Genomic DNA, 21,323 nt, shown 5'->3' on the forward strand with positions numbered 1-21,323 from the left:
GATGCCCGCGCCGCGTGGTCTGATCAGCCTGTTTACCCGCCATGCCACGCTGGCCAATATCGTGCTGGTGGTCATGCTGTGTGCCGGTGTCTTTGCCGCGCCCAAACTGCGGGCGCAATTCTTTCCCGATACCGTCACCGACGAGATTGATGTGACGGTCACATGGGAGGGGGCGGGGCCGGAAGATGTGGACCGCGCGATCGTGCAGGTGCTGGAGCCCTCGCTGCTGACGGTCGAGGGGGTCGCCTCGAGCGAAAGCACGGCCCGCGAGGGGCGTGCCGAAATCGAACTGGAATTCGAACCCGGCTGGGATATGGGCCGCGCGATGGATGATGTGGAAAACGCCATCCAGCTGGCAGGCGATCTGCCCGAGGCCGCCGAAACGCCCGAGATCCGCCAGAGCGTCTGGCGGGATACGGTGACCGATGTGGTTATCACCGGCCCCTTGGCGCCCGAACAGCTGGGCCGTCTGGCCGACGAGATGATGGTGCGGCTTTATGCGCAGGGCGTGACGCGCACCACCTTATCGGGCATGGCAGCCCCGCAGACCGTGGTCGAAGTGCCGACCACCGCGCTGATGGCGCATAATGTCAGCCTGACGCAGATCATCTCGGTTATCGGGGCGGCTGCCGATGCGACGCCTGCGGGGGATGTGGCCTCCGGAGCCTCGCGGGTCCGGGCAGGCGAAGAGCGGCGCGAGGCGCGGCAGATCCGCGATCTGGTGATCCGCACCGATGCCGACGGGGCTGTGCTGACCGTGGGGGATGTGGCGCAGATCCGCGTCGAGGGGGCGGCGCGCGACCGCGCCTATTATGTGGGCAAGACCCCCGCCATGACACTCAATGTCGCCCGTTCCGCGCAGGGAGATGCCATTGCCCTGCAACGCAAGGTCGAACAGGTGGTCGCGCAAATGCGCCCCGACCTGCCCGCAGGCACAACCATCGCCCTTGTGCGCAGCCGGACCGAGCAGATCGTCGCGCGGCTCGATCTGCTGGTCGATAACGGCGTGATCGGGCTGGTGCTTGTGCTGGTGCTGCTGTTCCTCTTTCTCAATGCGCGCACGGCGATCTGGGTGGCGATGGGGATTCCGGCCTCGCTCGCGGCGGGGCTGGCGGTGATGTATGTTTCGGGGATGACGCTGAACATGATGTCGCTCTTTGCACTGATCCTGACTTTGGGGATCATCGTCGATGACGCGATCGTGGTGGGCGAACATGCCGATTTCCGTGCCCGCCATCTGGGGGAGGCCCCCGCGATTGCCGCTGAAAACGGTGCCCGCCGGATGCTTGCGCCGGTCTTCGCCTCGACCCTGACCACGGTGATCGCCTTTGCGGGGCTTGTGGTGATTGGCGGGCGGATGGGCGATATGATCGTCGATATTCCGTTGACGGTGATCGCGGTGCTGGCGGCGTCACTGGTGGAATGCTTCCTGATCCTGCCCAACCATATGTATCACGCATTGACCCATCTGGGTCAGCCGCGCTGGTATGATGCGCCGTCACGGGTGACCAATCGCGGGCTGGACTGGTTCCGGCGCAAGGTGATGCGCCCCTTGCTGCGCGGAATCATCCATGCGCGCTATCCGGTGCTGGCCTTTGCGGTGCTGCTGCTGGCGGTGCAGGTGTTCCTGCTAAGGACGGGGCAGGTGCAATGGCGGTTTTTCGCGCCTCCAGAACGCTCGAGCGTGTCGGGGGCCTTCGCAATGGTCAACGGCACCACGCGAAAGGACACATTTGCGGTGATGGGGGAATTGCAGGATCTGGTCAGCCGTGTCGCTGCCGGATACGAGGCCGAATATGGCCGCAATCCGGTGACCTATGTGATCGGCCAGATCGGCGGCGCGTCGGGGCGGGATCTGGCCTCGGCGGATACCAAGGATAGCGACCAGCTGGGCTCGATCTCGATCGAGCTGATCGATCAGGATCTGCGCCCCTATAGCAGCGCCGATTTCATCCGCCGCCTTCAGGAACACCTTCCCGATGATCCGATGCTGGAAGAGCTGGCCTTCCGCAGTTTCCGTGCGGGCCCTGCGGGGGACAGCCTTTCGGTGCAGTTTACCGGCGCGGAAACCCGCGTGCTGAAGGAGGCCGCCGAAGCGTTGAAAGCCGCCCTTGCCGTCTATCCCGAGGTCTCGGCGCTGGAGGATAATCTGGCCTATGACAAAGAGGATCTGATCCTTGCGCTGACCCCGCAGGGGCAGGCGCTGGGCTTTGATACCCAGACGCTGGGGCAGGAATTGCGCGCCCGTCTGAACGGCACCGAGGCCGCAACCTATCCCGATGGCGTGCGCTCTGCCTCGATCCGTGTCGAGCTGCCCGATGCCGAGAAGACCGCCGATTTCGTGGACCGGATGCTGCTGCAAAGCCCGAACGGACAGTGGGTGCCCCTGTCCGATATTGTCACGGTGCGCCGCGAGGCGGGGTTTTCCACCATCCGCCGCGATGACGGGCTACGGCAGGTCGAGGTGACGGGCGATATTTCCGAAGACAACCCCGAACGCGCCAATGCCATCCTGACCGAAATGCAGACCCGTATCCTGCCCGATATCGCGCAGCGGCTGGGAGTGACATGGCTGCAAACGGGGCAGGCTGCGGACGAGCGCGCCTTTATGGCGGATGCCAAGGTCGGGCTGGTTCTGTGTCTGCTGGGGATCTATGTCGTGCTGGCATGGATCTTGGCCAGCTGGGCGCGTCCGCTGGTGGTGATGTCGGTGATCCCCTTCGGTCTGGTGGGCGCGGTCTGGGGCCATTACATCTGGGATTTCCCGATGTCGATGTTTGCCGTGGTCGGCGGGCTGGGGATGGTGGGGATTATCATCAACGATGCCATCGTGCTGATTTCGACGGTGGATGATTATGCCCGCACGCGCGGATTGCGACCGGCCATCGTGGATGCGGTGGCCGACAGGCTGCGGCCTGTTCTGCTGACGACGCTGACCACCGTGCTCGGGCTTGCGCCGCTGCTTTATGAAGGCAGCGCCGAGGCGCAGTTTCTGAAATCCACAGTGATCACGCTGGTTTACGGACTTGGCTTCGGCATGGTGATCGTGCTGCTTCTGGTGCCGGCGGTGCTGGCTATTCAGGCCGATATCGCGCGACTATGCGCATCGACGCGCCGCGGGCTGAAGGCCCCTCGGCTGGCGGGGGCGCTCTGGCTGGGGGTCGGGCTGATCGTTGCGGGATTCGGGCTGGCCTTCGGGCCGGTGCTTCTGGCGGGCGGGAGCCTGGCGCAAAGCTGGCTGGTCTACACGCCCTTCATTCTGGGCGCGCTGGCCGTGGCGGCATGGCGCACGCGGCGGCAGCGCTGATCACATTCTGGCGCAGCCGTCCATTTCGATGGCATGGGTCTTGTCCAAAACCGTGATCCGCAGATCCTTCGGGTCAAGATCGAATGGCGCGGCATCGGGGGGGACGAAATCGGCGGTGGCCACCAGCGCGCCATTTTCGAGGCTCATCCGCGAATCAGACACCCAGACCGGCTGCGAGGGCAGTTCGAACAGGGCCACCTGATGCGGGGGCTGACCCGCAGGCTGGTTGTTGGAGGGCTGGTTGTTGGAGGGCAGGCTGCTGACAGGCAGGCGGGCGGTGACCCGCATCCCGTCACGGATCGGCTCTATCTGGCAACTGGCCCGACTGGCGACTTTCTGCGGCTGCGCCTGCAGGGCTGCGGAAATCACCGGATCGCGGCGTCCCGGCCCTACCAGATCGGCGTCAAGTTCCAGCGAGACCGGCACACAGATATCGTGGCAGATCCCCAGATCCAGATCGGCATCCAGCCGGATCGGTTGGGTGGGATCAATCGGGGACAGCTCTATCGGCAAGATCATCTGGTCTTTGTAACCTATTGATCTTGTGCCACTTTGGGTGAAAACCTCGGGCCGAGGCCAATAGATTTTCACATCCTTGAGATTACTGGAGGCGCGGAAGCTGAAACTGGGAGGAATTCCCGCATCTCCGGGGTGGCGCCAATAGGTTTTCCAGCCCGGATCAAGCGTCACGCGGATTGCCGCCATGCGCGTGCCGTCGCTGGTCTGCCAGCCATCAAGCACCTCGGCCCTGTCGAGCCCTATGGGCAGGCCCGTCGGCGCATCGGCCGGCAGGGACGCGGGCATCGGTTCGAGATCTTGCGCGAAGGTGCGATCTCCCGCGCCGGAAACCAGCGCGAGCGCGCCCAGACACAGCCCGAAACGAGGCCCCAAACGGGTAAGTTTTGACCGAATGCTCATGATCTTCGCTTATCGCGCCCGAGGCGCTTTCGGGAAGTCACAAACGCGCCAACTGCTCTGATGGCGGCCTTTTGGCAACATTGCCATCTTGAACCTGGATCTTTTGCACTCCAGTTTGGTTAAAAGACATAGGCGGTCTGTCATCCGATAGGCGTCACGGTAGCGATGGACATGGCACGAGGAGGCCCCGATGGATCTGAGCGGCAAGATTTTGATTGCAATGCCCGGTATGGGGGATCAGCGTTTCGAGCATTCGGTGATCATGATCTGTGCCCATTCGGAAGAGGGGGCAATGGGGCTGATCGTCAACAAACCGCTGCCCAAGCCCGACCTGCCGGATCTGCTGGAACAGCTCGGCATCACCATGACGGCCACCGACGAAAGCGGAGATCGTCCGATTCTGTTCGGCGGGCCGGTCGAGACCGGTCGCGGCTTCGTGCTGCATTCCACCGAATGGGATGGTGGTGGTCCGATGATGGAAGTCAGTGACGAACTGGCCATGACCGCAACGCGGGATATTCTTGAAGATATCGCCGCAGGAAACGGGCCGGATCGCGCCGTTCTGGCGCTTGGCTATGCCGGTTGGGGGCCGGGCCAGCTCGAGCAGGAAATCCTTGATAACGGCTGGTTGATTGCCGATGGCGATGCCGATCTGGCCCTGTCGGGCGATTACGCCAATAAATGGGTGCGCGCGCTTAATACGATGGGGATCGATCCGCGCACCTTATCCGCAACCGCAGGGCATGCCTAATAAGGGGGCCTGATACTGGGTTTGGTTTGGGGCCGCAGGTCAGGGACGCGGCGCAGCGGCCCTGTCGAGACGGTCATTGACCGCCAGCCCGAGCCCCGTCACCGGCACCGGCGCCACGGCAATGCAGTTGGCGCCTTTTTCCTGCGCCAGCCTGTCGGCCTGCCGTAACAGGCCGAACAGGCGGGTTGCTGCCTCGGTTGTATCGCCTTTTTCCGATAGGTTGAACTCGGCCCCCGCACAATCGGGGCCGAAGCCGATCCAGATTTCCCCGCTCTGGCGCGCACGGGCATTCAGCCGCACCGCAGCCCCCGGCGCGTAATGCGATTTCAGCTGGCCTGGCGCATTGGGTTTGTCACTATCGCCGCCCGTGGGAAGGGCACGGCCAAGACAGGCCTCGATCTCTTCCAGAGCCAGTCCGCCCGGGCGCAGGAGGGCCAGAGGATCGAGCGAGAGAATGGTCGATTCCACTCCCACATCGCAGGGCCCGCCATCCAGCACAGCCGCGATTTTGCCGGACAGCCCGTCCATCACATGGGCGGCGGTTGTCGGGCTGATTCGGCCTGACGGATTGGCCGAGGGGGCCGCCACGGGGCCGTCAAATGCTTGTAAAAGCTTGCGTGCGACCGGATGGGCGGGCATGCGGATCGCCAGTGTCTCCAGTCCGGCTGTTACCAGATCGGAGATGCCCGCATCGGGGCGCAGCGGCAAGACCAGCGTAAGCGGCCCCGGCCAGTAGCGCGCAATCAGCGGGCGCGCGGCATCGGGGATCGTGACATAGCGCTCGGCCATTTCGACCGAATGCACATGGACAATCAGCGGGTTGAACCTTGGCCGCCCCTTGGCGGTGTAGATCGCCGCGACTGCCGCGCTGTTCCGGGCGTCGCCGCCCAGCCCGTAGACGGTCTCTGTGGCAAAGGCCACAAGCGCGCCGGTGCCAAGATATTGGGCGGCGCGGGCATAGCCTTCGGTGGTTGGGGCAAGCAATTCGGTCGTGAGGGGCATCGGATGTATCTGACGTAGCGTCTTGATTGCTGAGGAGGGGGAAGGCGATAACCTTCGCTTTGTGTTGTCCTGTGCATAAGCCGGTCCGCCTCAAATGCCAAGCGGGCTGCGTTTGTTGCAGGAGAGGGAGGAATGATGACCTACTGCGCGGCGGCCCGAGATATCGCCTTTATCCTAAATCACCTGACATCTTTTCCAGCGCTTTACGGGGCCGGGCCTTTCGGGGATCTTTCCGGCGATCTTGTCGCGTCGATCCTGAGCGAGGCAGCGAAGCTGTCGGATACGGTGCTTGCGGCCAGCAACCGTGCCGGAGATCTCGATCCGGCGCATCTTGTCGATGGGCAGGTGAAAACCTCGCGCGGTTTTGCCGAAGCCTATGCCGCTTTGGCGGAAGGGGGCTGGATCGCGCTGGCGGCCCCGCAGGAGTATGGCGGTATGGGGTTGCCGAATGCGCTGGGACTGGCGGTCAATGACATGATGGCCGGTGCCAATATGGCGCTACATCTGAAACTGATGCTGACACAGGGTCAGATCGAAGCCCTGCACCATCATGGCAGCGAGGCCCAGAAGGCGCTGTATCTGCCAAAGCTCGTGTCTGGCACATGGTCGGGGACGATGAATCTGACAGAGCCACAAGCGGGCTCCGATCTGGGCGATCTGCGCACAAGGGCGATGCCCTGCGCCGATGGCAGTTACGAGATCACCGGCCAGAAGATCTTTATCTCCTGGGGCGATAGCGATCTGGTCGAGAATGTCTGTCATCTGGTTCTGGCCCGTCTGCCCGATGCGCCTGCGGGCACCAAGGGGATCAGCCTGTTTTTGGTGCCGAAGTACCTGCCCGCCGAACAGGGCGCTTCAGGCGAGGCCAACCGCCTGCATGTTGCGGGACTGGAACACAAGATGGGGCTGCACGGGTCTCCGACCTGCGTCATGGTTTTCGATGCGGCCAAGGGCTGGATCGTGGGCGGGGCGGGGCAGGGGCTGGCAGCCATGTTTGCCATGATGAACAATGCCCGCCTGTCGGTCGGGGTCGAGGGGATCGGGGTGGCCGAGGCGGCGGTGCAGAAAGCGGCGGCCTTTGCTGCCGAGCGGGTGCAGGGGCAGCCGCTTATCGCCTTCCCCGATATCCGCAGGCTGCTGGCAGAGGCGCGCGCCGAGTTGTTTGCCGCACGGGCGCTGGCCCTGAAGGCGGGGGTGGCGCTGGATATGGCGCGCCTGTCCGAAAGCGGTGCCCTTGCACGTGAGACGGCTGGGGGAGAGCCCGTTTCCCCTGCGGACTGGATGGCGCGCGCTGCATTCCTGACCCCGATCGTGAAGGCCTATGGCACTGAAACCGGCATGCGGGCGGCTGATGCGGGAATACAGGTTCATGGCGGCATGGGCTATGTCGAGGAAACTGGGGCGGCGCAGTTTTTCCGTGATGTGCGGGTCAGTGCGATCTATGAAGGCACCAACGGCATTCAGGCGCTGGATCTGGTGGGGCGCAAGATGCGCGATGAGGGGCAGATGGCCGGCCTTCTGTTGCAGGAGGTGCAGGATCTGGCCGCACGGGCACGCCCGGACCATCCCGATCTGGCCGAGCCGGTCTGGGAAGCGGCCGAGGCCGTGGCCGAGGCTGTCGACTGGCTGGTCGGCCAACCGCCCGAGATGCGGGCCGCATGTGCGCATGATATGTTGCAGGCGCTTGCCCTCGTGCTGGGGGCGGGGGCGCATCTTGAGGCTGTTCTGGCCGATCCGGCCCGTCTGGCTCTGGCCGCGATCCATATCGGGCGGGTGCTGCCACGCCATGCGGCGGCTCTGGCCGCGATGCGGGCGGCCTCTGGACTTCGGGCGCTTTCGCTTTCAGATTTGGGGCTATGAACGACACCGAGACCCGCCCCCGCTCGCTGCGCTACCCTTGGACCACGCCCCCCGAACAGGGCGCGCTGTGCGAGGTGGCGCCTGATGTCTACTGGTTCCGCCTGCCCCTGCCGATGGCACTGGACCATATGAACGGCTATGCGCTGGACGAGGGGGACAGCTGGACGCTGGTCGATACGGGCATCGACCGCCCTGCCTGTCGCGCGGCCCTGCAGGCGCTGCTGGAGGGGCCGCTTTCGTCCAAGCCGGTTGGCCGCGTGGTGGTGACCCATCATCATCCGGACCATATCGGGCTGGCGGGCTGGTTGCAGGCGCAGGGGGCCGAGCTTTGGACCACGCGCACCGCTTGGCTGATGGCACGGATGCTGCAACTTGATGTGCAGGAACGCCCCGACGCGCAGACGGTGGCTTTCTGGAAGGCCGCCGGAATGCGGGCCGATATTCTGGCCAAACGGCTGGCGGAGCGCCCGTTCAACTTCGCCGATTGCACGGCCCCCCTGCCGCTGGGCTACCGGCGGCTGGTTGAGGGCGAGGTGCTGCGCATGGCGGGGCGCGACTGGACCGTGCGGATGGGGCATGGCCACGCGCCCGAACATGCCACATTCTGGAGCGAGGATTTGGTGCTGGGCGGGGATCAGATCCTGCCGTCGATCTCGGCCAATCTCGGGGTCTATGCCACGGAACCCGAGGCCGATCCGGTGGCGGGCTGGATGGACAGCACGCGCGGCTTCCGGCCCTATGCCACGGAACGCCAGCTGGTCTTGCCGGGGCATAAGCTGCCTTTCTATGGGCTGCCGACACGGCTTGATCAGATGATCCAGAACCACGAGGGGGCGCTGAAACGTCTGCGCGCCCATCTAGGTGCCCATCCGGGTGGAGGGCCGAAGACGGCCTGCGACTGTTTTCCGCCCCTGTTCAAGCGCGAGATCACCGAAGCGGTCTACGGGCTGGCGATGGTCGAGGCGGTGGCGCATCTCAACCATCTCCACCACCGCGGCGAGGTCGGGCGGGTCGCGCGGGCTGACGGGGCGTGGCTCTGGCATCTGCTTTAGCCGCGCGCAGCGGCGCGGCATCGGGGCCATATAGGGACCGTCTTGCAGGCGGGCGGATTTTTGAAACCGTGCCCTTGGCGGAACAGCTTCGGGTTTTATCTGGAGCCTGACTTCTGCGGCGGTTGTCTTGTGCTGGATTTCCGTGTTTCAAAAGCCAGGTCGAGTGAGGGCGGTTGCCGCTCTTTATACGTGAAAAAGTTACAAGGGGGTCTGGCTGATGCGCCGACTACTTATTTGTTTGGGCATGCTGCTTGGCCTTGTCGCCTGTGCTGCCGAACCGCATTGGGCACCGGATGATGCTGTGGCCAAGGCGCATTATGTGTCGGGCGATCCGCCCTCGATCACGCTTTACACGGTTGTCAGTCGTGAAACCGGTGCCGGTGGCCATTCGGGGCTGATGATCGATGGTCCCGAGCGGGTGCTCTATGATCCGGCGGGGACGTGGTATCACCCCTACGCGCCCGAGCGGAACGACCTGCATTTCGGGATCACCGAGCGGATGCGGAAATTCTACATCGATTACCATGCCCGCGAGCGGTGGGACGTGATCGAGCAGAAGGTGCCGGTGACTATGGCGCAGGCGCAGATGATCCGTGCCAATGCCGAAAAATACGGTGCCGCGAAGAAATCCTATTGTGCCAATGCGATTTCGACCGTGCTCAAGGATGTTCCCGGATTCGAGGCGATCCATCACACATGGTCGCCCAAGAAACTGTCGCGGTATTTCGCACAGCTGCCGGGCGCGACCTACCGCGTGTATCATGATAACGATCCCGAAAATAACTCGGGCGTGCTGATGATCCAGCAATCGGACCCGCGGGCCGCCGAGATCCGCGAAAAGGCTTTTGAAGAACAGGACGGCAAATAATACGCCGTTCCCCTCCAGCGGACAGGGCCCTTCGGGGCCCTTTTTGCTGCGTGGGTTTGTCGGCAGGCTGGCTGTTGGCACAAAGGGGGGAGGCTTTGGCCTGACAGGGCGCCTAGAAGATCAGGAACAGGCCCAGATAAAGCGAGATAAAGCCTGCCAGAATGGCCAGCAGCACATTGCGTGTCACAATGCCTGCCCCAAGGGTCAGGAGGGCGGCCAGCATGCGTGCGGGTTCGGGCATGCCACCTGTCGCTTCGGGCCACAGGACAAGCGGGGCGACCATGCCAGGCAGCACGGCCACGGGGGTGTAGCGCAGATAGCGCAAGAGCCATTCGGGCATCGGTTTGCGCGCCGCCAGTCCCAGAAACACATAGCGCAGGGCAAAGGTGCCGATGCCCAGCACGATGATGATGGTCCAGATTTCGAACGGGGAATAGCCGGTCATGCTGCGCGTCTCCGTGCCAGAAACAGTTCAACCTGTGCGCCGGTCACCATCGCGCAGACCGCGGCGATCAGCAGGCCCATACCTGCGGGCAGGAAAGCCAGCAGCAGAGCCGCACAGACCGACATCAAAGTGGCCGCGATATGCGGCAGCGACCGTAGTGCGGGGGCAATCATCGCCAGAAACGTGATGGGCAGCGCGAAATCCAGCGCGAATTCCGGCGGGATGGCCGCGCCCGCGACAGCCCCCAGAAGCGTTGACAGATACCATAGCGGCGGCAATACCGTGGAACAGCCCGCATAGAAGGCGAGTTTTGCGGGCAGCGACATCTCGGGGCGCAGGCGATATTCGGTTTCGGCGGTCACAAATGTCTGGTCGACCATGAAATAGGCAACCAGCGCGTGCTGCCAGCGCTTTGCCTGCCCGAGATGGGGTGCCAGCGCGGCGGAATACATGGCCATCCGCAGATTGATGGCGAGCGAGGTCAGAATGACGAGGATCACGGGCGCATGTTCTTCCATCAAATGGATGGCGGAAAACTGCGAGGCACCGGCGATGACCAGAATGGTGAATCCCATTACCTCGCCAAGATCGAGGCCCGCCTCGGTTGCGGCCACGCCAAAGAGTAGGCCGAAAGGGGCGATGACCAGCGTAAAGGGCAGGGTGGCCACAATACCGCGAAGAAAGGCGTGACGCGCGTGCATGCTTTGCTCTTGTAAGTCGGTGTTCATGCAGGCAGTCATAAGCACGCTCTCAAGGGCGACAAGCGCAGAATTGTATTGGAGGCAATTTGGAGATTTTCGGCCTGATCCTTGCCGGAGGAGAGGGGCGCCGTATGGGGGGCGTCGATAAGGCATGGCTCTCGCTGGGCGGCCAGCCCCTGCTTGCGCATGTCCATAACCGGCTTGCGCCACAGGTCGCGCGGCTTGCGGTTTCGGCCAATGGCACGCCCGAGCGTTTCACCGCCTGGTGCAAGGATCTGCCCGTTCTGCCCGATCCGCCCGCGCATCTGCATGACGGGCCTCTGGCGGGCATTCTGGCAGGGCTTGACTGGGCAAGTCTTGCTGGCGCGGCGGGGCTGGTGACTGTGGCCGTGGATACGCCCTTTATTCCCGCCGATCTTGTGGCGCGGCTTGTGCCCGCAGGCGCAGGCGCGGGCGCGCAGGCAGAGCCCGCGCAGGCGGTCTCGCAGGGGCGGGGGCATCCGACCCTTGCCTATTGGCCCTGTGCGTGGCGCGGGCAGGTGGCGCAGGCGCTGGCAGCAGGGGAGCGGCGTCTTGGGGCGCGGCTTGCACGGGCGCGGCGCGTGGAGTTTGCCGACCTGCCTGACCCGTTTTTCAACATCAATACGCCCGAAGACCTGCAACTGGCGCAAGCACGCCATGACGCGTTGGGGACAGGGAAATGAGCTATCATATCCGTCGCGGGGTTCCCGAGCATCACCGCAAGGCTGCCGCGCAGCTTTACTGGCAGGCCTTCGGCGGCAAGCTGGGTCGTGTTCTGGGCCCCGAACCGCAGGCGCTGGCCTTCATTGCGCGGGTGATGGACGGAACACACGGATATTGCGCCGTGGAGGATGACAGCGGAACCCTACTGGCCGTTGCGGGCTTCCGCACCGCGCAGGGGGCCTTTGTGGGCGGTGATCACCGCGATCTGAGGGCCATTTACGGGCTGGGCGGGGCCGTCTGGCGCTGGGCCTGCCTGTGGGTGTTGGCCCGTGATCAGGAACATAGGGCGATGGTGGTGGACGGGCTTTCGGTGCGGGCCGACCAGCGCTCGCGCGGGATTGGTGCGGCCTTGATCACGGCGGTCTGCACCGAGGCCAGACGCCGTGGCTACGTGCAACTGCGTCTGGATGTGGTCAAAGAGAACATGCGGGCCCGCGCATTATACGAGCGTCTGGGCTTTCGGGTGATCCGCGCGCGGGAGAGCCGCCTGACAGAGCTGCTCTTCGCCTATCGCACGGCCTTTGTGATGGTCTGCCCGCTACGGCCTTGGGATGCCTCCGAGGCCCCCCGTGGCTCAAGCCGCAGCTCTTAAGGCGCGGCTCTTGCGTCGGGCGCAGGGCATGGCTCCCTAGTCGAAGGTGCCAGCCACGCGCCCCAGCAGCATGAAAGCCCGTGCCGAGCGGGTGTCGGAGAGTTCGACGATCTCCATATCGGTCGCATTGGGCTCGAAACCGGCGAAGGTCTTGTCGAACTGGCGCAGGAAGTGATGGGCCGCATCGCGGAACACGGTGTCATTGCGCATCCGCGCCGCCGAAAGCGCCAGTGACGAACGGTCCCGCACCCCGCCCAGGGCCGCCACCTCGCGTCCGCGTTCGCCCTTGGCGAAGCGGCGCCAGAGCTCGGGGCGGGCGCGGTCGGGTTTGAGGTCATCCATGTAGATGCCGTCCTGCGATAGCAGGTTCAGCACATCCTGCGCGGCACGGATCAGCTTGGCCATCATCCGGTCTTCCAGCGCGCGGCGTAGCGCACGGAACCCCTCGCGGTCATCTGCCGTATCGGGGAAGTTCAGCGCACGCACGAAATCGCCCACGGTGACCGGCGTGCCCAGCGGCTCTGCCGGTGCGCCAAGTTCGAACGTGGCCTGTTCCTCGTGCAGAGGATGGGCCGGCGGTGGGCTGACAAGGGCCATCTTGGTGTCGGCGGTGGCCTCCAGAGCATGGCCGCTGCCCTGCGTCGCAAGATTCAGCAAGGCGGTTTCGGTCTGGCGGGTGGCCAGCACGATCTCGTCAAGCTTCTTCTCCACAGAGCCGTCGCGGCGGGCGCGGGCCTCGGTGACCCATGCCTGCCGCATCGCATCCACCGAGGCGCGCAGCGACTGCGCCTCGGCGCGCATTTCCCGTGAGGCTTTGGCCGTCAGGGCCGCCACCCAGATCATGGCGAAAGGCAGGAAAATACCCACCACAGTGAAGATGACAGATGTCGTTTGCCCGTCAGTTCCGGAGGGAATGAAGACCCAGACCCCGATCACCAGAACAAGCCAGAGGACACTGAGCGCCGCAGCGATCATTTCCGTGCGGCCAAAGCCCGTATCCGTAGCGGGTCGGGGCTGATCGGGCTGCCGGTTCAGCGGGTCGGATCTTTCGGGTGTCATCTTCAGGCTCCGTCAGACGAAGAGGATCTCGAGGATCTCGTAGCTGCGCGTGCCACCGGGGGTGCGGACTTCGACGGTATCGCCTTCATCCTTGCCGATCAGCGCACGGGCCAGAGGGGATTTCATGTTCAAAAGCCCCTTTTCCAGATCGGCTTCATGTTCGCCGACGATCTGGTAGGTCTTCTCTTCGTCGGTATCGACATCGACAATCGTGACGGTGGCGCTGAATTTCACCGCGCCCGACATCGTTTTCGGTTCGATCACCTGTGCGAGGCCGAGGATGCTCTCGATTTCCTTGATGCGGCCCTCGATGAAGCTCTGCTTTTCGCGCGCCGAGTGGTATTCGGCGTTTTCCGAAAGGTCGCCCAGTTCGCGTGCTTCCGAGATCGCCTGAATGACAGCAGGACGCTCGACAGATTTCAGTTTCTTCAACTCGGCATCCAGCCGATTAAATCCCGCGCGGGTCAGCGGTATCTTTTCCATAAACAAGGCCCTTTGCCGTTTTGTTTTTCCTTGGGCGGTCGAAGAAGTGTAAATCGGGGATGACGCCGTGGTGTCAAGGGCCAGCCCGAGGCAGATGCGAAATTTCGCTCTCCAGAAGTAAAGTGTCGGTTTCGCATTTCCACCGTGCAGAACAAGCCTCTAGACTTAGGCCCAGATTGCCTTGAGACTGAAGGTAAGCTATTGAAAACGTAAAAGCACGCGCGAAGGCCAGCCAGGGAGCCCTAATTTTATGACCGAAATCACCCGCGAATCGATGGATTATGACGTTGTCATCGTCGGCGCTGGCCCCTCTGGCCTGTCGGCTGCCATCCGTCTGAAGCAGATCGACCCCGATCTTGAAGTGGTCGTTTTGGAAAAAGGTTCGGAAGTGGGGGCGCATATCCTGTCGGGTGCGGTGCTGGACCCTGTAGGGCTGAACAAGCTGATCCCCGACTGGAAGGAAAAGGGCGCGCCGCTGAATACGCCGGTGACGGAAGATAACTTCCTGCTGCTGACCGAGACCAAGGCCACCAAGATCCCGCATTGGCCGATGCCCAAGCTGATGTCGAATGACGGCAATTATATCGTGTCGATGGGCAATGTCTGCCGCTGGCTGGCCGAGCAGGCCGAGGAGCTGGGCGTCGAGATTTTCCCCGGCATGGCGGCGTCCGAGCTGGTGATGGAGGGCGACCGCGTGGCGGGGGTCGTTGCGGGCGAATTCGGCCGCGAGGCCGATGGCACGCCGGGGCCTGCCTATGAACCGGGCATGGAGCTGCGCGGCAAATATGTCTTCCTCAGCGAGGGCGTGCGCGGGTCTTTGGCCAAGATCGTGATCGACCGTTACAACCTGTCCGAAGGCCATTGCCCGCAGAAATTCGGCCTTGGCATGAAAGAGATCTGGGAGATCGACCCCGCCAAGCACGCGCAAGGCACCGTGACCCATACGATGGGCTGGCCGCTGAGCAATAATGCGGGCGGCGGGTCCTTCATCTACCACCTCGAGAACAATCAGGTCTATGTGGGCTTCGTGGTCCATCTGAACTACGAGAACCCCTATGTCTTCCCCTATATGGAATTCCAGCGCTTCAAGCATCATCCCGAGGTGGCCAAGCTTCTGGAGGGCGGCAAGCGCGTGGCTTACGGCGCGCGGGCGATCTCCGAAGGTGGCTACCAGTCGCTGCCCAAGATGAGCTTCCCGGGCGGTGTTCTGCTGGGCTGTTCGGCGGGCATGGTCAATGTGCCGCGCATCAAGGGTAATCATAACGCGATGCTGTCGGGGATTGCGGCGGCGGAGGCTGCGGCCGAAGCGATCAAGGCGGGCCGTTCGGGCGATGAACTGACCACCTACGAGGCCGAGGTCCGCGATGGCGCGATTGGCCGCGACCTGAAAAAGGTGCGCAATGTCAAACCGATGTGGGCGAAATGGGGGATGTATGCCTCGACCGTGCTGGGCGGGTTCGATATGTGGACGAACGAGCTCTTCGGCTTCTCGGTCTTCGGCACGCTGAAACATGGCAGGACCGATGCGCAGGCCACCGGCGAGGCCAAGGATTTCGCGCCCATCGACTATCCCAAACCCGATGGCAAGCTGTCCTTCGACCGGCTGACCAATGTGAGCTTTTCCTTCACCAACCACGAGGAAAGCCAGCCCTGCCACCTGAAGCTGCGCGATCCTTCGGTGCCGATCTCGGTCAACCTGCCGAAATATGCGGAACCCGCGCAGCGTTACTGCCCCGCAGGCGTCTATGAGGTGCTGGAAGGCGAGGAGGGCCCGCGCTTCCAGATCAACTTCCAGAACTGCGTCCATTGCAAGACCTGCGATATCAAGGACCCGTCCCAGAATATCGACTGGACCACGCCTCAGGGCGGCGACGGCCCGAACTATCCCAATATGTAAGCGAAAAGGGGCCGGTCGGCCCCTTTTTTGTCAGGATTAATCTCGCATTCATGCCGTTGCCCCAGGGTAAGGGTGTCTCTTGTGGAGGTGTGCATGGCTGTCCTGACCCAACGCCAGTTCCGTCTGAACCATCTTGTGCTGCGTCTTCTGGCGGGCCAGCCTTTGCCGGAAAAACGTCGGGGGCAATGGCCACGGCAGGCCTCAACGGATGTGCTGACCCTCCGGCTGGGCGTGGAAGAGGCCATGACGGCGCTTGGGGGGCGGGCGTCGATGGCGCGGCTTGTCGGCGGGCTGACCGGTGTGGACGAGGTGATGATTTCCAGCTTTCTGATCCCGCGCGACAAGGCACGTTACAAGGCAGGCATTATGGCCCGCCTTGTGACAGAGGCAGAGGATCCGGCTGTTGCCCGGGCCGTACAGAAAAACCGGTTGCGCATTCTGACGGCCGATGAGGTGCCCGAACTGAATATCCAGCCCACGATCCGCTACCGGTTTCTGGCGCAGGGTCGGATGATTGGAAGCGGTCTTTTCACGCCGGAGGGGTTTGACCAGTCTCTGTTCGTGGCATGGGGGGAGCGGCGCTGGCAGCGGGTGATCGGTAAGGCCTATGTCTATTACGATCTTCCGGCATCGTCCTGCGGGCTGCCCTGAATGAAACATGTGCAGGAGCCTTGGCCGTAAAGCTTGCCGTCCTGCGTGCCACGGATCTCGCCCACCGCGACGCCGGTTGACCGCCCGATATGGGTCAGTTCGCCGGTGATGGTCAGCTCTGCTCCGGGTGGGATCGCGCGGATCAGATTGATCTTGTATTCGATGGTGGATTGGAACTGGCCTTTCCTGAGGCCCGAGATCACCGCCATAGACATGCAGCTATCCAGCACCATTCCGTACCAGCCGCCTTGGGTCGATCCGAAGGCATTGGTCTGGGCATGTTCGGGAAAGGCGCGGAAGGTCACCTTGCCGTATTCAGCGGCAATCACGCGGAAATTCATGAGCTTGGCAACCGTCGGATGCGGCGCGCTGCCGTCAATGATCCGTTGCATATAGTCGAGACCGCTGATCGAGGTCACCTCGTCGCGCGAGAGAAAATCTTTGGCGCTTTCGGCAAAGAGGGCGGTGTCTGTCATCCGTGGCTCCTGCATGGAAAAGGGGCCGCGCGGCCCCCGTTTCGTCTATAGTGTCAGGCGCTGCCGTCTCAGGCAACCGCGCCCAGATCAAGCCCTTGTGCAAGGCCCAGATTCTGGCAGACGCGGCCCGTCAGCACGGGGCGGTTGACGGTGTAGAAATGCAGGTCTTCCACGCCGCCCGCGATCAGCTCTTCACATAGCTTGGTGCAAAGGTCGATCGAGAGGTCTTCCTCGCGGTCTTCGGCAATGGCTTTCTCGAAGGCCGGTCCCAGATGCTCGGGGATATTGGCGCCGCAATTTGCCGCAAAACGCTGCACGCCCTTCCACGACTGGATCGGCAGGATGCCCGGAATGATCTTGGCCTTCACGCCCTCTTTCTCGCAGCGGTCGCGGAAGCGGAAGAAGGTCTCTGCCTCGAAGAAGAACTGGGTCAGCGCCGAGGTCGCACCGGCTTCGCATTTGCGTTTGAGCCAGCGGACATCGGCCAGATCGTCGGCGGCATCGGGATGCGGCTCGGGATAGGCGCCACAGCGGATGGTGAAGCGCCCGTCGGCGGCCAGCGCCTCGATCAGCTCGACCGAGGAGGCGAAGCCCTCGGGATGGGGCGCGAAGCGGTCCTGCCCCTTTGGCGCATCGCCGCGTAGTGCGACAAGCTGGTTGACCCCTGCCTCGGCATAGGCGTTGACGATTTCCATCGTCTCGGCGCGGGTCGCATTGACGCAGGTCAGGTGAGCGGCCACATCCAGCCCGTAATTCTTGCCGATCGTGGTCACCGCCTCATGGGTCAGCTTGCGGGTCGTGCCACCTGCGCCATAGGTCACCGAGACGAAATTCGGTTGCATCGGGGCCAGAGTCTTTACCGTTTCCCACAGGCGGAACGATGCTTCCAGCGTTTGCGGGGGGAAGAATTCAAAACTCAAACGGGGCGTGGTCATGGCGCTATCCTTACTGATTGAAGATCTTGTGCCAGATTCCGTAATGTGAGACAAACTCATATTACTCAACAACAACATGAGTCAGATTTGATGTATCTCGAGCTGCGTCACCTGCGAACCATCAAAGCGATTGAAGACACGGGCGGGCTGGCGCGGGCTGCGGAGGCGCTCAATATTACACAAAGCGCGCTGTCGCATCAGATCAAGGGGCTGGAGGAACAGGTCGGGACCGAACTGTTTGTGCGCCGCTCGCGGCCTATGCGGCTTTCGGCGGCGGGGCAACGGCTGCTGCGTCTGGCCCAGCGGGTCCTGCCCGAGGTGCGCGCGGTCGAGGACGAGTTTCTGGCCCTGCGGCAGGGGCGGGCGGGGCGGTTGCATATCGCGATCGAGTGTCACGCCTGCTATGACTGGCTTTTTCCGGTGCTCGAGCAGTTCCGCAGGGCGTGGCCGGATGTCGATATCGATATCCGCCCCGGTCTGGCATTCCGTGCCCTGCCGGCCCTACAGAACGAAGAGGTCGATCTGGTGATCTCGTCCGATCCGGAAAAGCTTGACGGTGTCGTGTTCAACCCGCTGTTCGACTATTCCCCGACATTCATTGCAGCGGCCAATAGCCCGCTGGCGCAGAAAGCATATGTCGAGGCCGAGGACTTTCTGGACCAGACATTGATCACCTATCCGGTGGACCGGGCGCGCTCGGATATTTTTTCGGGCTTGCTGACGCCGGCACGGATCGAGCCTAAAACCCACCGTCAGGTCGAGTTGACCGCTGTGATCTTGATGCTGGTAGCCGCCGGGCGCGGGGTGGCCGTCCTGCCTGACTGGGTGCTGCGCGAAGTGCGCTATCGCCCTGATTACATAACGAAACCTGTGACAGAGCACGGGTTGCAAAAGCGCCTATATGCCGCCACCCGCACGGAGGATGCCGTGCAGCCCTATATGGCCTATTTCCTGCGGCTGGCGCGGACCGAGCCTGTCAAATTGCAGCGCGGCGCGGCGGCCATGACGACAGGCGCTGTCTCCGGAGATGTGGCGCTCTGACGCGCGCGGGTCGGCATCGGGGAGAAGGGCTTTCGCATCACGCTGTGCCGGAAGCGTATATAACGCTTGGAATCGCGTGCCCGACGGTATAAGCGAACGCCTCGAACCCCCCAAGGAGATCTCCCATGCAAGGCAGCGCAAATCTTAACCTCATGATCAAAGCCGCCCGTAAGGCAGGCCGGTCGCTGGTGAAGGACTTCCGCGAAGTCGAAAACCTGCAGGTCTCCGCCAAAGGGCCGGGGGATTTCGTGTCGCGTGCCGACCGCGAGGCCGAGAAGCTGATCAAGGAAGAGCTGCTGAACGCACGCCCGACCTATGGCTGGCTGGGCGAGGAAACCGGTGAGGAAGAGGGCAAAGACCCGACCCGCCGCTGGATCGTCGACCCGCTGGATGGCACGACCAATTTCCTGCACGGTATGCCGCATTGGGCCGTGTCGATCGCGCTGGAACATAAGGGCGAGGTTGTAGCCGGTGTGATCTTCGACGCCGCCAAAGACGAGATGTTCTTCGCCGAAAAGGGCTTTGGCGCCTTCATGAACGAAACCCGCCTGCGCGTTTCGGGCCGTCGTTCGATGACCGAGGCCGTGTTTGCAACCGGCGTGCCGTTCGGGGCCAAGAATACCCTACCGGCGACCCTGCGCGATCTGGCGCGTCTTATGCCCGCCTGTGCCGGTGTGCGCCGCTGGGGGGCGGCCTCGCTGGATCTGGCCTATGTGGCGGCGGGCCGCTACGAAGGCTATTGGGAGCGCGAGCTGCAGCCGTGGGATATGGCCGCAGGTCTGGTCATCGTGAAGGAAGCCGGTGGCTTCGTCTCGGCCGTGCGTGAGGACCGCGAGATCTTCGAAAGCGGCTCGGTTGTGGCGACCAATGCCGAGATGTTCGAGCCTTTGACGAAAATTTTGCGCAAGCCGGAGTAAATCCGTTCACTACTTGTTCACCTTGCTCTGCGATGTTCTGAACAACGCAGAAAGCGAGGTGCATCATGCAGCAGGAACAGGACTGGATTCTGGCGGGGCTGACCGCCCGGCGTGTTGTCGTGGACCATCAGGTGGTCGCCGTGGCGATGGGCCTGATCGAGATCGGGCGCGCTGCGCGTGACATTGCAACTTGCGAGGCGGCAGAGGCCATGCTGCATCACCGCGTGGCACGTATCCGTGACGGGATCGCGCGGGTCGAAGACCGGATTGCCCAGTTGAATATGGTCGATGCGTCGTTGGAAGCCGCTTCTGCGGCGCTCTGGGCGGAATTGCAAAGCTATCAGGACAGCCTGCCGCTGGAACTCGCGTTTCGTGCGGATCAGCGCGACCGTGCTATCGACCGTCTCGAGAGCGCGCGTCAGCGTCTTCAGAGGCTGATGGATCTGATCGACGAATGTCGCCCTGCCAGCAAGCAGGACCTGCGGCAGATGCTGCATGATCTGGTGGATGGTGCGATGTCGCGCCGCTCCGACGAGATTATCCGGCAAGCGCGTGAAGAGGCGCGGGCACGGCTTGCAGGGGCACCTCTGCCCGATCCGGCGCTTGAAGAATTTCACATGACCCAGCCGGAAGGCTGGTCGGCGTGGCAGGCAACGCGTCTTGTCCGCCCGGGTGGGGACACGCAAGGCTTTGCCGCTGCGTGACCAATGGCCACTGTGGGCGTCGGGGCTGTCTCGCCGCAGTGGCCATAAGGCTTATCCAAAATCTTTCCCTGACCCGTGCCGGAGCTTTGCTTCGGCATTAATTTTTTAATCTATAAGATTCAGGTGTTTACTGAATCCGCTCCGCTTTTGCCGGTGGCTCTTCGTTGACAAGCTGGCTCAGTTTGTATTTCTGATAGAAACACTCTGGTATTTGAGGACGTGATGGAACCCGAATCAATTGCAGTCGATCCTGCAACCGGCTTGAGCCGTTTGACAGATTTTCTCCAGATGGGCGGCCCTGCGATTTGGGCGATCGCTCTTCTTTCGGTGCTGACCGTGGCCCTGATCTTGTGGAAGCTTTACCGCTTTGCCTGTTTCGGTGCATGGTCGGGGGGCAGCCATTCGCGCCGCGCCTTGGTGCAATGGAAGGCCGGACAGCGCGCCGCCGCGATTGACAGCCTCAAGAAACGCCGCAGCCTGCGCGCCCGTCTGACCCGCGCAGCGATGCTGGCGGCGGATTCGAACCTGACCGATAGCGAGGCGCGCGAAGAAACCGGGCGAGTGGCACGGCTCTTGCTGTCCAAGGCGCGCGGTGGCTTGCGTGGTCTGGAACTGGCGGCCACGATCGGCCCGTTGATCGGTCTGCTGGGCACGGTGACCGGTATGATTTCGGCCTTCCAGGCTTTGCAGGAGGCGGGCGCTCGTGCGGACCCGTCAACACTGGCCGGCGGGATCTGGGAGGCGCTGCTGACCACCGCAGCCGGTATGGCCGTTGCAATTCCGGCACAGGTGGCTTTGACATGGTTCGAAAGCATCGTGGACGGTCTTCGCGAGGATATGGAAGATACCGCAACGCAGGTCTTCGTTTCGCGTGACGCCAAACAAGATACGATCCGGGCGCTGGCGGCGGAGTAAACGTC

Annotated in this window: 21 protein-coding genes; 13 read left to right on the forward strand and 8 right to left on the reverse strand. The window is 63.0% G+C overall.

Annotated elements, in window-relative coordinates; genetic code table 11:
- Position 1: 1 nt before the first annotated feature.
- Positions 2–3,307 (forward strand): efflux RND transporter permease subunit, encoded by a 3,306-nt coding sequence (locus tag RPE78_RS07415; RefSeq protein WP_339108862.1) that lies wholly within the window; start codon positions 2–4, stop codon positions 3,305–3,307.
- On the opposite strand, the gene RPE78_RS07420 is transcribed toward RPE78_RS07415, so the two are convergent.
- Complete coding sequence (locus RPE78_RS07420) at positions 3,308–4,225, reverse strand: protein-disulfide reductase DsbD domain-containing protein (protein WP_406720196.1); 918 nt, start codon at positions 4,223–4,225, stop codon at positions 3,308–3,310.
- Positions 4,226–4,415: 190 nt separating this feature from the next.
- On the opposite strand from RPE78_RS07420, the gene RPE78_RS07425 reads away from it, so the two are divergent.
- Positions 4,416–4,976, forward strand: coding sequence for a YqgE/AlgH family protein (locus tag RPE78_RS07425; protein WP_339108864.1), 561 nt, complete (start codon positions 4,416–4,418; stop codon positions 4,974–4,976).
- Between the two features lie 39 nt (positions 4,977–5,015).
- Here RPE78_RS07425 and RPE78_RS07430 read toward each other — a convergent pair whose 3' ends face one another.
- A complete protein-coding gene (locus RPE78_RS07430) occupies positions 5,016–5,978 on the reverse strand; it encodes an L-threonylcarbamoyladenylate synthase (RefSeq protein ID WP_406720197.1) in 963 nt (320 codons plus the stop codon).
- Between the two features lie 135 nt (positions 5,979–6,113).
- Between RPE78_RS07430 and RPE78_RS07435 the strand changes: the two genes are divergently transcribed.
- The 3 genes from RPE78_RS07435 (at position 6,114) to RPE78_RS07445 (ending at position 9,758) form a co-directional block, all read left to right on the forward strand.
- The gene (locus tag RPE78_RS07435; RefSeq protein WP_406721630.1) at positions 6,114–7,838 is read left to right on the forward strand and encodes an acyl-CoA dehydrogenase family protein; all 1,725 of its coding nucleotides are present in this window, start codon (positions 6,114–6,116) and stop codon (positions 7,836–7,838) included.
- Positions 7,835–8,890, forward strand: a complete 1,056-nt coding sequence (locus RPE78_RS07440) for an MBL fold metallo-hydrolase (protein ID WP_406720198.1) — start codon at positions 7,835–7,837, stop codon at positions 8,888–8,890. The genes RPE78_RS07435 and RPE78_RS07440 overlap by 4 nt, the downstream gene beginning before the upstream one ends.
- 217 nt (positions 8,891–9,107) lie before the next feature.
- Positions 9,108–9,758: a hypothetical protein gene (locus RPE78_RS07445; RefSeq protein WP_339108867.1), complete on the forward strand. Its 651-nt coding sequence runs from the start codon at positions 9,108–9,110 to the stop codon at positions 9,756–9,758.
- Between the two features lie 112 nt (positions 9,759–9,870).
- Here RPE78_RS07445 and RPE78_RS07450 read toward each other — a convergent pair whose 3' ends face one another.
- On the reverse strand, positions 9,871–10,203 hold the full coding sequence (locus RPE78_RS07450; RefSeq protein ID WP_339108868.1) for an AzlD domain-containing protein: 333 nt from the start codon (positions 10,201–10,203) through the stop codon (positions 9,871–9,873).
- The gene (locus tag RPE78_RS07455; RefSeq protein ID WP_339108869.1) at positions 10,200–10,904 is read right to left on the reverse strand and encodes an AzlC family ABC transporter permease; all 705 of its coding nucleotides are present in this window, start codon (positions 10,902–10,904) and stop codon (positions 10,200–10,202) included. The genes RPE78_RS07450 and RPE78_RS07455 overlap by 4 nt, the downstream gene beginning before the upstream one ends.
- 86 nt (positions 10,905–10,990) lie before the next feature.
- Between RPE78_RS07455 and mobA the strand changes: the two genes are divergently transcribed.
- Together mobA and RPE78_RS07465 are read left to right on the forward strand one after the other, a co-directional pair.
- On the forward strand, positions 10,991–11,608 hold the full coding sequence (gene mobA / locus RPE78_RS07460) for a molybdenum cofactor guanylyltransferase MobA (protein WP_406720199.1): 618 nt from the start codon (positions 10,991–10,993) through the stop codon (positions 11,606–11,608).
- Entirely contained in the window at positions 11,605–12,240 is a 636-nt protein-coding gene (locus RPE78_RS07465) for a GNAT family N-acetyltransferase (RefSeq protein ID WP_339108871.1), read from the forward strand. Before mobA ends, RPE78_RS07465 begins: the two co-directional genes overlap by 4 nt.
- A gap of 36 nt (positions 12,241–12,276) precedes the next feature.
- On the opposite strand, the gene RPE78_RS07470 is transcribed toward RPE78_RS07465, so the two are convergent.
- Positions 12,277–13,299 carry a hypothetical protein gene (locus tag RPE78_RS07470; RefSeq protein ID WP_406720200.1) on the reverse strand — a complete coding sequence of 341 codons (1,023 nt, stop codon included), beginning with the start codon at positions 13,297–13,299 and terminating at the stop codon, positions 12,277–12,279.
- Between the two features lie 12 nt (positions 13,300–13,311).
- Positions 13,312–13,782 carry a transcription elongation factor GreA gene (greA, locus tag RPE78_RS07475; protein ID WP_339108873.1) on the reverse strand — a complete coding sequence of 157 codons (471 nt, stop codon included), beginning with the start codon at positions 13,780–13,782 and terminating at the stop codon, positions 13,312–13,314.
- A gap of 250 nt (positions 13,783–14,032) precedes the next feature.
- Here greA and RPE78_RS07480 point away from each other — a divergent pair, with 250 nt between their 5' ends.
- Entirely contained in the window at positions 14,033–15,679 is a 1,647-nt protein-coding gene (locus RPE78_RS07480) for a 4Fe-4S dicluster domain-containing protein (RefSeq protein ID WP_406720201.1), read from the forward strand.
- Between the two features lie 93 nt (positions 15,680–15,772).
- Positions 15,773–16,330 carry a hypothetical protein gene (locus RPE78_RS07485; RefSeq protein ID WP_406720202.1) on the forward strand — a complete coding sequence of 186 codons (558 nt, stop codon included), beginning with the start codon at positions 15,773–15,775 and terminating at the stop codon, positions 16,328–16,330.
- Here RPE78_RS07485 and RPE78_RS07490 read toward each other — a convergent pair.
- Together RPE78_RS07490 and metF are read right to left on the reverse strand one after the other, a co-directional pair.
- Positions 16,294–16,806 (reverse strand): PaaI family thioesterase, encoded by a 513-nt coding sequence (locus tag RPE78_RS07490; protein WP_339108876.1) that lies wholly within the window; start codon positions 16,804–16,806, stop codon positions 16,294–16,296. The two genes, RPE78_RS07485 and RPE78_RS07490, sit on opposite strands and share 37 nt — an antisense overlap.
- 68 nt (positions 16,807–16,874) lie before the next feature.
- The gene (gene metF, locus RPE78_RS07495; protein ID WP_406720203.1) at positions 16,875–17,741 is read right to left on the reverse strand and encodes a methylenetetrahydrofolate reductase [NAD(P)H]; all 867 of its coding nucleotides are present in this window, start codon (positions 17,739–17,741) and stop codon (positions 16,875–16,877) included.
- 90 nt (positions 17,742–17,831) lie between these two features.
- Between metF and RPE78_RS07500 the strand changes: the two genes are divergently transcribed.
- From RPE78_RS07500 to RPE78_RS07515, 4 genes are all read left to right on the forward strand, one after another.
- The gene (locus tag RPE78_RS07500; protein WP_406721631.1) at positions 17,832–18,782 is read left to right on the forward strand and encodes a LysR family transcriptional regulator; all 951 of its coding nucleotides are present in this window, start codon (positions 17,832–17,834) and stop codon (positions 18,780–18,782) included.
- Positions 18,783–18,907: 125 nt separating this feature from the next.
- Entirely contained in the window at positions 18,908–19,699 is a 792-nt protein-coding gene (locus tag RPE78_RS07505) for an inositol monophosphatase family protein (RefSeq protein ID WP_339108878.1), read from the forward strand.
- Positions 19,700–19,764: 65 nt separating this feature from the next.
- Positions 19,765–20,403, forward strand: a complete 639-nt coding sequence (locus tag RPE78_RS07510) for a hypothetical protein (protein ID WP_339108879.1) — start codon at positions 19,765–19,767, stop codon at positions 20,401–20,403.
- A 270-nt stretch (positions 20,404–20,673) separates the two neighbouring features.
- Complete coding sequence (locus tag RPE78_RS07515) at positions 20,674–21,318, forward strand: MotA/TolQ/ExbB proton channel family protein (RefSeq protein ID WP_339108880.1); 645 nt, start codon at positions 20,674–20,676, stop codon at positions 21,316–21,318.
- Positions 21,319–21,323: the final 5 nt, after the last annotated feature.

It is taken from the genome of Thioclava litoralis, from assembly GCF_045278885.1.
Lineage (GTDB): Bacteria > Pseudomonadota > Alphaproteobacteria > Rhodobacterales > Rhodobacteraceae > Thioclava > Thioclava litoralis.